This window comes from uncultured Campylobacter sp. (assembly GCF_938017775.1).
Lineage (GTDB): Bacteria > Campylobacterota > Campylobacteria > Campylobacterales > Campylobacteraceae > Campylobacter_B.
The window spans coordinates 1-11,635 of sequence record NZ_CALIIU010000026.1 but is presented as its reverse complement, the minus strand read 5'-3'; the positions used below and the strand labels follow the sequence as shown (position 1 = coordinate 11,635).

11 protein-coding genes and 1 CRISPR repeat array are annotated in these 11,635 nt (G+C 43.8%); of the genes, 10 read left to right on the top strand and 1 reads right to left on the bottom strand.

Going from position 1 to position 11,635, the window contains the following annotated elements; all coding sequences use genetic code 11:
* From dnaI to Q0537_RS04470, 3 genes are all read left to right on the top strand, one after another.
* Positions 1-777: primosomal protein DnaI (dnaI, locus tag Q0537_RS04480; RefSeq protein WP_299225446.1), on the top strand; the 777-nt coding region annotated here is incomplete at its 5' end.
* 166 nt (positions 778-943) lie between these two features.
* A complete protein-coding gene (locus tag Q0537_RS04475; protein ID WP_298783401.1) occupies positions 944-1,189 on the top strand; it encodes an XRE family transcriptional regulator in 246 nt (81 codons plus the stop codon).
* 1 nt (position 1,190) lies between these two features.
* On the top strand, positions 1,191-1,325 hold the full coding sequence (locus tag Q0537_RS04470) for a hypothetical protein (RefSeq protein WP_297881635.1): 135 nt from the start codon (positions 1,191-1,193) through the stop codon (positions 1,323-1,325).
* Positions 1,326-1,965: 640 nt separating this feature from the next.
* A CRISPR array of direct repeats spans positions 1,966-2,844; the repeat unit is 30 nt; unit sequence GTTTCAATTCCCAACGGGATGGAATTCTAC.
* A gap of 96 nt (positions 2,845-2,940) precedes the next feature.
* Here the strand turns inward: Q0537_RS04470 and Q0537_RS04465 are convergent.
* Positions 2,941-5,550 carry an AAA family ATPase gene (locus Q0537_RS04465; RefSeq protein WP_299225444.1) on the bottom strand — a complete coding sequence of 870 codons (2,610 nt, stop codon included), beginning with the start codon at positions 5,548-5,550 and terminating at the stop codon, positions 2,941-2,943.
* Between the two features lie 216 nt (positions 5,551-5,766).
* Here Q0537_RS04465 and Q0537_RS04460 point away from each other — a divergent pair, with 216 nt between their 5' ends.
* The 7 genes from Q0537_RS04460 to Q0537_RS04430 all read left to right on the top strand — a co-directional run bounded on the left by Q0537_RS04460 (position 5,767) and on the right by Q0537_RS04430 (position 11,530).
* The gene (locus tag Q0537_RS04460; protein ID WP_366811248.1) at positions 5,767-7,056 is read left to right on the top strand and encodes a S41 family peptidase; all 1,290 of its coding nucleotides are present in this window, start codon (positions 5,767-5,769) and stop codon (positions 7,054-7,056) included.
* A gap of 10 nt (positions 7,057-7,066) precedes the next feature.
* Positions 7,067-7,786 (top strand): phosphoribosylaminoimidazolesuccinocarboxamide synthase, encoded by a 720-nt coding sequence (gene purC / locus Q0537_RS04455; RefSeq protein ID WP_297882374.1) that lies wholly within the window; start codon positions 7,067-7,069, stop codon positions 7,784-7,786.
* 3 nt (positions 7,787-7,789) lie between these two features.
* A complete protein-coding gene (gene purS / locus Q0537_RS04450; protein ID WP_298062928.1) occupies positions 7,790-8,026 on the top strand; it encodes a phosphoribosylformylglycinamidine synthase subunit PurS in 237 nt (78 codons plus the stop codon).
* Complete coding sequence (purQ, locus tag Q0537_RS04445) at positions 8,023-8,688, top strand: phosphoribosylformylglycinamidine synthase I (RefSeq protein WP_299225441.1); 666 nt, start codon at positions 8,023-8,025, stop codon at positions 8,686-8,688. The genes purS and purQ overlap by 4 nt, the downstream gene beginning before the upstream one ends.
* Positions 8,682-9,974 carry an SH3 domain-containing protein gene (locus Q0537_RS04440; protein WP_299225439.1) on the top strand — a complete coding sequence of 431 codons (1,293 nt, stop codon included), beginning with the start codon at positions 8,682-8,684 and terminating at the stop codon, positions 9,972-9,974. The genes purQ and Q0537_RS04440 overlap by 7 nt, the downstream gene beginning before the upstream one ends.
* Positions 9,955-10,641: a lysophospholipid acyltransferase family protein gene (locus Q0537_RS04435; RefSeq protein ID WP_299225437.1), complete on the top strand. Its 687-nt coding sequence runs from the start codon at positions 9,955-9,957 to the stop codon at positions 10,639-10,641. The genes Q0537_RS04440 and Q0537_RS04435 overlap by 20 nt, the downstream gene beginning before the upstream one ends.
* Positions 10,642-11,044: 403 nt before the next feature.
* Positions 11,045-11,530, top strand: coding sequence for a hypothetical protein (locus Q0537_RS04430; RefSeq protein ID WP_299225435.1), 486 nt, complete (start codon positions 11,045-11,047; stop codon positions 11,528-11,530).
* The last annotated feature ends 105 nt before the right edge of the window (positions 11,531-11,635 follow it).

The window sequence follows — 11,635 nt, the reverse complement described above, 5'->3', positions numbered from 1 at the left end:
AATAATTTTACAAAAAATGATATAGAAAATAATCTTGAAAAGTTTTATCAATTTTATATTTCGAAAGATAAACTACTAAATATAGAACATAAGCCTAAGTTAATTTTTAGTAATGAAGAAGTTAATATATTATACGAAGAGACTGAAGAATACAAGCAAAAAGTAGCCAGTTTGAAAACTTCTAATAAGGTAAAGACAGAGTTTATACCAAAAAGAGTTTTAACATACACTTTTGAAAATTTATCTAGGAGTAGAGAAAAGGGAATTTTAGCGACAGAAATTATTAAAATTTGTAGAAATATATTAAATGGCCAATCTTCAAGAGGTGTATATGTATATGGACCAACAGGTACAGGAAAAACCTATTTAATGGGTTCTATATACAATTATTTTAAACAAAATGGAAAAGAACCAACTATCTTATATTATCCAGAATTTATTAGAAAGATAAAATCTAAAATAAATGATAATAGTTATGATTTATATATAGATTTAGTGAGAGATGAAGAGATACTTATAATTGATGATATTGGTGCGGAAAATATTACTGAATTCATTCGTGACGAAGTATTAGGTCCAATTATTAATCATAGAGAAGCAGAAAAGTTACCTACATTCTTTTCATCTAATTTAAGTATAGATGACTTAAGTGAATTGTTATCTAATGGACGAACAACAGTGGATAGAACAAAGGCATTAAGAATAGTCGAAAGAATACATTCTTTATGTTCATCACATTTCTTAGATGGTGAAAACGAAAGAGAATATTATAATTAAAATAAACCAAGTATTTATAAAATTTTATGTTTATTTTATGCAGTATTCTGTATAATTCACACGGATAAACGAAGTGTTTTGCTATTTTTACTTATGAATGACACAATTTTTATTCATTTTATACGATTTTATGTATAATTAACGAATAAATTTGTATAATTTTCATATGTTAGAAACGAGCGATATATTCAACATTTTGCACAATGCCGTCGAAGCTAAAAACAACGGCAAAAAGATCTCGCACGCCGCGATGGCGCATAGGTTAGGCGTGTCGATGCGGACGTATCAGGACTGGCGCTTGGGCACGACCAAGCCGCAAGCCGCGACCGCGATATGCCAGATGTTGTGCGAGCTCGATAGCGACGACGCTGCGTTTGTGCTGCATAAGATAAAAAAACTTATAGGAGAGTAGAGTGCAAAACATTACTTTGCAAGAAAAGCTGGATCTACAGGGCGTCTTTCGCGTAATTTATGAGAAAAAAGAGTCGAAATTCGCGATCTTTTACAAGGCGTTTTTGAAGAAATTTTTTAAAAATTTTAAAAAATAATTGGCGGAGGCATTTATTTATTATACTTTATGTGGCAAAGGCGGTAGTATCCATTAAATTTAGATGATTTTTCCTTTTTATGACGACCACGCCGATATTCTTTGTTTTGCAGTTTCAGAGGATGCTACCAAATTCTGCTTTATAAAATTTTTTCCATCTTTCTGCCTCTTTGACATCATCTAATTTAATTTTAAATTCTAACTTTGGCACATGATCTTAAATTTGTAGCGTAAATTTAATTAAAATTAATGCAGAATTCCTTCTTTAACCTAGCTTTTAAGATCCCTAGCGTGCATTTTTGCAAATATTTTGGAATTTGCTACCAAATGAGTTGCATTTAAATTTATTTATATTGTGGCAAATATACAGTTCGTTAAAATTTTAATCTATAAGTAACTTCAAAATTTTATTCGTAACCTATAAATTTAATATATTTGGTGAGCAAATTGAAACCGAATGAAATTTCACATAAGTGCCCCATGCTGTATCTTATCCCAGCCACAACTAATCTTTTAAATTTTCTAGCAAGATGAGAATTCTACCCATTCCTGCCGCAAAAGGTGTATCGCGTAAATCCGTTTTGATTTCAATAAGATGAATTCTACCGCCTACGCAAATCGTGCAATAAGCCCATTTAGGCGTTTCAATTCCCAAAGGATAGAATTATTCCACATTCCTGCGGGACGCTATAAAATGTAGTGGCAGAAGTTTCAATTCCCAACGGGATGGAATTCTACAATGAAAAAGATAATTTTAGTTCTGGTTCTGTCGTGTTTCAATTCCCAACGGGATGGAATTCTACCGAATTCGTGGCTCGGCAAAAAGCAGTATCCGAGTTTCAATTCCCAACGGGATGGAATTCTACGTAAAGACCGAAAGATCGGACGCATGGATCGTTTCCGGTTTCAATTCCCAACGGGATGGAATTCTACGGTTTTGATGGGGGAATATTAGCATAGCCTATATGTTTCAATTCCCAACGGGATGGAATTCTACAATACATCGCCCTTATAGGCATTGCGGAAGTGCATAGGTTTCAATTCCCAACGGGATGGAATTCTACCCTCGCAAAATCCAATTCCGCTTTGGGTATATCGGTTTCAATTCCCAACGGGATGGAATTCTACACTCCAAAAGCGAAAAAATCAAGCCTTTGGATATGTTTCAATTCCCAACGGGATGGAATTCTACATGAAAGAGCTAAAATTTGATTACCCCAGAATTCTGTTTCAATTCCCAACGGGATGGAATTCTACTATACTCAAATATCTTTTCTCTATCGAACAGAACTAGTTTCAATTCCCAACGGGATGGAATTCTACCAGAAAGCGGAAACCGAAAGCGAATGGAACAAGATGTTTCAATTCCCAACGGGATGGAATTCTGCCCCGATCGTTCATATCAAAGGTTCGGTATTGTGCCCGTTTAAATTCCCAATGGGATGGAATTCTACCGGGTATCGCACTCTTTTTAAAGCCTATCTTGATCGGTTTCAATTCCCAACGGATAGATTACCCGCTCAATTTATATTAATTAATAAAGTATTAGATTTACTTTACCAAATTTACTCCACCAAAGCGCGGAATTTACCCCGCAGGATAAATTCCGCCGAATTTTATTTCACTCTCTTTATCTCGATCTCGCCGCCGTGCGCGCCGATTTCGATCCGATCGCCCGTTTTGATCTCGTCGCTTAGGATCATATCGGCGATCTTATCCTCCACTAGATCGTAGAGCGCCCTTCGTAGCGGCCTTGCACCGTATTCAATATCAAAGCCCGCCGAGGCGATGAGTTTTTTGGCATTTTCGCTTAGGCTTGCGTTAATGCCGCGGTTTGCGAGCGTTTTTTGCAGGCTCTTAAACATAATGCCCACGATTTTTATAAGATCGTCCTCGCTTAGGGCGTTGAAGATCACGATGTCGTCCAGACGGTTGATAAATTCGGGCTTGAAATAATTCTTCAGCTCGCTCTTTACCGCCTCCTCGCGCTCGGCAAGCGCGATTTCGCGCGGCTTATCCGCATTTTTGGCGTCAAGCTCCATAATCTTAGCCGAGCCGATATTGCTCGTTAGGATGATGATTGTGTTTTTGAAATCGACCGTAACGCCCTTGTTGTCAGTTGCGCGTCCGTCGTCTAAAATTCCAAGCAGGATATTAAAAACGTCCTTGTGCGCCTTTTCGATCTCATCAAAAAGTAGCACCGAGTAGGGCTTTCTGCGCACCGCTTCGGTAAGCTGTCCGCCCTCATCGTAGCCCACGTATCCCGGAGGCGCGCCGAGCAAGCGTGAGACGCTGTGTTTTTCCATATACTCGCTCATATCAAAGCGGATCATCGCCCGCTCGTCGTCGAATAAAAACCTGGCTAAGCTCTTTGCGCTCTCGGTCTTGCCGACGCCGGTAGGGCCCAAAAACAAAAAGCTTCCGATTGGGCGGTTTTCATTCACGAGACCGGCTTTGTTGCGCTTGACTGCGCGAGCGATGGCGTGCAGCGCCTCATCCTGCCCCACGACGCTTTCTTTTAGATGCTCCTCGATGTGGAGGAATTTCTCCTTTTCGGAGGAGAGCATTTTGCTTACCGAGATACCGGTCCATTTGCTTAAAATTTCAGCCACGCTCTCCTCGTCCACGCGGTTTCGCAAAAGCACGCCGTTTTCTTTCATCGCATCCCACTTCGCCTCAAGCTCCTTGACCTTTGCCTGCGCGGCGGGGATCTTGCCGTATTCGATCTCGGCAGCCTTGCTAAGATCGCCGTTGCGTCTTGCTAGGCTGGCTTCGTTTTTAAGGCTGTCGATTGCTTTTTTCGCCTCGCTGATGCCGCCGAATACGGACTTTTCGTTTTCAAATTTAGCCTGAAGCGCGTTTTTCTGCTCGGTTAAATTTTCGATCTCTTTGTCGATCTGCGCGAGCCGCTCGTCGTTTTTGCCGTCATCCTCCATCTTAAGGGCTTCCTTTTCGACCTGAAGCGTGAGGATGTCGCGCTTAGCCTTGGCAAGCTCGTTGGGCTCGCTTTCGATCTGCATTTTAAGCTCCGCCGCCGCTTCGTCAATGAGATCGATCGCCTTATCGGGCAAGAACCTATCGCTGATGTAGCGGTCGCTTAGCCTTGCAGCCGCCACAAGCGCGCTATCGGTGATGGTGACGTTGTGATGCACCTCTAGCCGCTCTTTTATGCCGCGCAGGATCGCCGTAGCCTCGCTAACGCTAGGTTCCGCGACCGTCACGGGCTGGAAGCGGCGCTGAAGCGCGGCGTCTTTTTCAAAATACTTTCGGTACTCTTTCAGCGTCGTAGCGCCGATCGCGTGCAGCTCGCCGCGCGCAAGGGCGGGCTTTAGGATATTTGCGGCATCCATAGAGCCTTCGCTTGCGCCCGCGCCTACGATGGTGTGAATTTCATCGATGAAAAGCACGACGTTTGCGGCTTTTACGACCTCGTTTATGACGGCTTTGAGCCTATCTTCAAACTCGCCGCGGTACTTCGCGCCCGCGATCAGCGCACTCATATCAAGCGCGATGACGCGTTTGTTTTGCAGGCTGAGCGGAACCTCTTTTTTTGCGATCAGCTGAGCAAGACCCTCGACGACTGCGGTTTTTCCCACGCCCGGCTCGCCGAGTAGGATAGGGTTGTTTTTCGTCTTACGGATTAAAATTTGCATCATTCGCGAGATTACCTCGTCGCGACCGATGACCGGATCGAGCTCGCCCGCGATCGCCTTGGCGGTGAGATCAACGCCGAATTTGCTAAGCGCTTCAAGCGTCTCGTCGGCGGTTTGTGAATCGATGCTTTTACCGCCGCGAAGTGCCTCCAGCTCTTTTTTGATCTCGCTAAGATCCGCAAATTTAGACAGAATTTTCTTTAGCGGATCTGCATTTAAATTTGCGATCAGCCAAGTGTCTACGGCAATAAATTTATCGCCCGAGCTCGTCATCAACCCCTTTGCGAGCTCTAGCGAGTTCATCAGCTCGCGCGAGATTCGCACGTTTTCCTTCGTGATGTTTGAGCTCGTAGGCAAATTTGAAATTTCGCTTTTGATCTCGAGCTCGACTGCGGTCTTTTCGATGCTAAATTTATTAAAAATTTGATTTAGCACCGAGCCGCTGTCGGCTACCAAAGCCCAGAGCATGTGCAATACGCCCACTTCGCTATTTTTGGAATGGATCGCCAAAGAAACGCTACTTTCGAGCAAAGAGCGCATTTTATCGGTTAAAATTTCAATAGTTTCGTTCATAAATTTTCTCCTAAAGTTGAAGTTGATTGCATTATATAACTTTAGTGTCTTTATGTCAAGATTTTTTAGTGAGATTTTAAAATTTTCGGCTTAAATTTATCCGTAAACGCACAAATTTCGTATGAAATTTACCTTATTTTTAGCCAATTTTCTATAAAATTCACTCTATTTTACTTTCAAGGATAAACTTTGCGACAAAAACACCTCTTCTTCGGCTTGGGATTTATTTTCTCTTTATTTTTAGGCGTTAGTTTTTTTACCGGAAATTTACAAGCCAGAGAGGTCAACGCGACTAAAAAGCCAGACAGCGAAAAAACGCGTCTGGAGGCGCTAGCCAAGCTTACTAAAACACTTGCGATCGTCGAAAACAATTATGTCGATGAGATGAGCTTCTCGGAGCTTGTGGATAAGACGATTTCGGGGCTTATGAATAACCTCGACGCGCACTCAAGCTACATGGACGAAAAGGCGTTTAACGACACGAAAGTTCAGACCGAGGGCGAGTTCGGTGGGCTTGGAATTCAGGTGGGTATGAAAGACGGCGCTCTGACCGTTATCTCGCCTATCGAGGGTACTCCCGCCGACAAGAAAGGTATTCAGGCTAACGACGTGATCTTGCGTATCGACGGCAATGCGACCTTCGGCATCACGATAGACGATGCAGTCTCAAAAATGCGCGGTAAGCCGAAAACCAAAATCACTCTAACGATCGTGCGTAAGGGAGTTAGCAAGCCTTTCGACGTCGAGATTATCCGCGACATAATCAAAGTAGAATCGGTCTATGCCAAGATGATCGAGGATGATAAAATTTTATATCTGCGCGTTACAAATTTCGATCAGCACGTGGTAGCGGACGCGAGCAAATTTATAAAAGAGCACAAAGACGCCAAAGGCATTATTTTGGATCTGCGAAACAACCCGGGTGGGCTTTTGGATCAAGCGATCGGACTCGTAAATTTATTCGTCGGCAAAGGTCTTATTGTCTCTCAAAAAGGGCGCGCGAAAAACGAAACCGAAGCGCATAACGCCGATCCTAAAAAGAAGATCACCGATCTACCGCTTGTGGTTTTGGTCAATGGCGGCAGCGCAAGCGCAAGCGAGATCGTAAGCGGCTCGCTTCAGGATCTAAAGCGCGCCGTGTTGGTCGGTGAAAAAACTTTTGGCAAGGGAAGCGTGCAGGTGATCCTGCCGATAGAGGATAAAGAAGCTCTGCGGCTTACCATAGCGCGATACTATCTATCAAGTGGTCGCACTATCCAAGCGGTGGGCGTGACGCCTGATCTCATAGTGGCGCCGGGCAAGGTGCCGAGCCGCGACGAGGATGAATTCTCGCTAAAAGAAGCCGATCTCAAAAAGCATTTGCAAGGCGAGTTAGCCAAGGTCGAGACTAAGAAAAAAGATGCTCAGAAAAAGGATGAGAAAAATTTCATCACCGCAGAGCAGATTAATAACGATATCCAGTTAAAAACCGCAATAGACGCGATAAAAATTCTAAACATCAAGTAAGGAGAGTGTGATGCAAGCTACCAAAAAAGAGCTTATCTACGAAGGCAAGGGCAAAAAGATGTGGTCGGTTAACGAAAGTGACGACCTTTTGATTTCGGAATTTAAAGATTCGCTGACGGCGTTTAACGGCGTCAAAAAAGCCGAAGAGAGCGGCAAAGGCGCGCTGAATTGTAAAATTTCGACGCTGATTTTTGATCTGCTTAAAAAGCACGGCATCGCCACTGCGCTAGTAGAGACGATCAGCCCGACCGAGCAGCTAGTGAAAAAATGCAAAATTTTCCCGCTTGAGATCATCGCTCGAAATATCGCCACCGGCTCACTTACAAAGCGCCTGGGCATCAAAGAGGGCACGAAGCTTCCGTTTACGCTGGTGGAGTTTTGCTATAAAGACGATGAGTTGGGCGATCCGATACTAAATGACGAGCATTGCTTGCTGCTCGGCGCCGTAAAGAGCCAAAGCGAGCTTGACGAGCTCAAAAAGATCGCGCGCAAGATCAATGAAATCTTGATTAAATTTTTTGATGAGCGAAATTTAAAGCTCGTGGATTTCAAGATCGAGCTTGGCAGAGATAAGGACGGCAATATCCTGCTTGCAGATGAGATCAGCCCCGATAGCTGCCGCTTTTGGGACAAACAGACCGATAAAAAGCTCGATAAGGACGTATTCAGGCAGGATCTTGGTAGCGTAAAAGTGGCCTACGAAGAGGTCTTGCGTAGAATTTTAGGATAAGCGATGAAGGTGATCGTAAACGTAAGGCTTAAGCAGGGCGTGCTAGATCCGCAGGGCAAGGCGGTTTTGCACGCCCTCGCTTCGCTTGGATTTAGCGGCGTGCGAGATGTGCGCGTAGCCAAACAGATCGTACTTGATATAAATGGCGAGGATAGGGATAAAATTTACGCCGACGTCGCTAGGATGTGCGATGAAATTTTGGCAAACACCGTCATCGAAGACTACGAGATCGTGATATGAAGGTAGCGATCGTAAATTTCCCCGGCACCAACTGCGAGCGCGACACCAAATACGCCTTTGATAAGCTCGGTTGCGAAACGCAGATAATCTGGCATAAAGAAACCGACATAAACGCCGATCTGATCGTGCTTCCTGGCGGCTTTAGCCACGGAGATTATCTGCGAACCGCGGCGATTGCTAAATTTAGCCCGGTGATGAAGGCGGTTCTCGCTCATGCTGCGCGCGGCGGCTATATCTTAGGCATCTGTAATGGCTTTCAAATGCTTTTGGAGCTAGGCTTGCTCGCAGGCGCGATGAATAAAAATATAAATTTAAGCTTTATATCAAAATTTCACAATTTGCGCGTCGTTTCAAACGATAATAAATTTCTGCACTGTTGCGAGAAAGGCGAAATTTTAAATATCCCGATCGCGCATGGCGAGGGAAACTATTATGCGCCTGCGGATACGCTAAAGTCGCTATACGACGAGGATTGCGTGCTGCTAAAATATTGTGACGAAAACGGCGCGGATCTAAATCCGAACGGCTCAGTAGACGCAATCGCGGGGATTTGCGATAAAAACAAAAAGATTTTCGGTCTGATGCCGCATCCTGAGCGCGCGATAGAGCCTATTTTGGGCGGCACGGATGGAGAGAAAATGCTAAAAGGCTTAATTTGCTAAAAAAAATTCTTACTATTTTAGGTGTCTGCACGCTCGCGTTTGCTGCGCCGGAGATTGAGATCGATTCGCTCGATGATCTAAGTAGATACGCACCGAAAAAAGCTGAGGATAAGCCCGACGAGCCGCAGACGCGCGATAATTCTAAGGTAATGCTGAAATACAATAAAAAAGAGGTTATGTCGATGGATAATTTAAGCATCGACGATCTTAAGGCTTTGGCGCCTACTAACGAAGTCGATCTTGATGTATCCGACGATAAGGTCTATCAGGACATTAAGCCTAAGGAGCTTACGCTAAAAGCCAGCGGGATGCCTAGGAAGGTGTATTGCAATCAAATTTTTAAGATCGATTTCGCCGTGTATTTAGGGCAGAAAATCACCGTCAAGCCAAAGCTAGAGATCAGCCGCACCAATGGTATGAAGTGGCTTAATGCTGACAATCTTACGTGGATTGAGGGTGACGAGATGTTTGAGACGACGCTGTGGTTTGCGGCAAGCGATAAGAGCGATAAGATAAATGAGCTCGTTTTGACACTGCAGCGCAATGGAGAATTCTTTGAAAAAAGCTCTATTAAGCCTGATAATCCGGAATTTATGAAGCTTGACACGAAGCCTAATTTTTCGCATATCGTAGCCGACGAGCTGAAACTTAAAAACTACAAAACTACTAAATTTGACGACGCTTCAAATTTACTCACGCTCGATCTTGGTATCCGAAACGGCGCAATCAGCGCTTTTAGCATAGATAATCCAGCCATTATCAAGCAGGGTGTGGATTCCGTACGCGGCACATACGCAAGTCAGAGTGGATATTATTTCGCCGTCGTGGATAAAAATATCACAAATTTAGACTTTAGCTATTTTAATCTTAATACTAAAAAATTTGAAAATTTCGGGCTTGAACTCAATCCGCGCGCCGAGGATCTTAGCACGCAGATCGGTCTAAATCCGAAAGAGAGCAAGTTCGAAGCTTACAAGCAGATCGCGATCTACACGCTAGCTGCCGTGCTTTTGGTGATGTTTCTGCTTAGTAAAAATATCACACCGCTTATCTTTGCTGTGCTGATTTTGGCGGTAAATTTCTATGCGCAAAGGCCTTACGGCACGGGCAGCATCGCGCAAAATTCTCCCGTTAGAATTCTACCTATGCAAAGCTCCACCGTGTTTTACGTGACTAAAAATCCCGAAAAGGTCGAAATTTTGGGCACTAATAAGGAATTTTATAAAATCATGCTGGGTGGCAATAAGATCGGCTGGGTTAAAAAAGATGAGCTTAGCAAGGATTAGAGCGTTATTTTACGCGATTTGGTTTATTTTTACCGTCGTTTGTGTCGTGATCGCCATGGCGGTGAAAAACTCCTCTCATCGCCGCTTTCGCCGAATTTGGGGGCGTTTCCAGCGCTACGGCGTCGGATACGATATCCAGATCATAGGTACCCCCGATCCCCGCGCGCAGCTAGTAATTGCCAACCACCAAAGCATAATGGATATCGTCGTGCTCGAAGAAACCCATCCCGCCGATATCTGCTGGATCGCCAAAAAGGAGATCGCAGACATCCCTATCATTGGCAAAATCATCACGCTTCCGAAGATGATCCAGGTCGATCGCTCAAATCCGCGCGATCTGGTGCGGATCGTGCACGAAGTACAGCAGCGCGTGAGCGAAGGGCGCGTCATCACGATGTTTCCCGAGGGCACCAGACATCGCGGCACGCAGCTTTTGCAATTCCAAAGTGGCGCCAAAGCGATCGTTAGCAAGCTCGGTCTGCGCGTCCAGCCCGTGGTACTCATCGGCACGCAGCACATCGCAAACTCTCACGATTTCACCGTCCATAGCGGACATGTCAAAATCATCTACCTAGACCTACTCGATACGAGCGATAAAGATTGGTTGCGGCACGCCAGAGACACGATGCAAGCCGTAATCGACGAAAACGAAACCGCCGAATCATAGTCGAAATTTATAAATTTATCGATGAAATTCAAACGCGACTTTTGTTAATTCGCGCGATTTCTGTGCGCAGCAACGCGTTTATTTGCGCTTTGATTTGCGGCGTGGAATTTTAAAATTTTATTCGTGCGCGCGGACGACGAAATTTTAAAATTTTATCCGTGCGTTTAGGTAGTGGAATTTTAAAATTTCATCTAAACTACAGGCGGCGAGTTATCGGCGAGAGACCCGCAAGAAAACAGCGCCTACATAAAAGCGAAATTTTAAAATTTACGCGGCGCAGAAAGATGAAATTTGGCGTATATTTAGCCATTCGCTCGGCAAAGGGCTAAACGATTTGTCGTAAAAGCAAAGGCGGCGGCAACCCGCAAGCGGTCTAAAATTTTAAATTCTTAAGGAGGAGAGAATGGCGTTTGTTACAGAGGAAATTTCAAAAGAGGATGTCGAGAAATACGATTTGCTAAAACCGTGCAATGAGATATGCAATAAGTATTATCAGGGTGAGCTTGATTGGGTAGATTTAAATTCGAGAGATTGGTGCATAGATCGAGAAAGAGGTATTTGGCTTTTTCCTGTGCGCAGTATCACTATCGGAGATCCTAGAGATATGAACTATAGCGGCGAAGATATATGGATCTTGCACTACAAGGGTAAAGATATAGAAATCGATCTGAGGAATATACATAATGAATATACAGGTAAAAAAGATACGGATAATCCGTTTATACTAATATATGAACTGGAATCTATAAGAAGCGATCTTGGGGATATAACAAAGCAGGAGATTGTAGATATTTTAAAAGAAATTTTAAATGAGTTTAAGGGAGGAGACGTTATAACGTATTTTATCCCTAAAGAGAATATTCAAGTAATTTTCAGATCTAAAATTTAAAGAAGAGGATGGAATAGAGCCATAGGGCAAAACAACAAATACCCGAATTAAAGAAATAGTAGATGATTAAACCGCCTGCGATTAAGAAAACTGTTTGCTTTATAC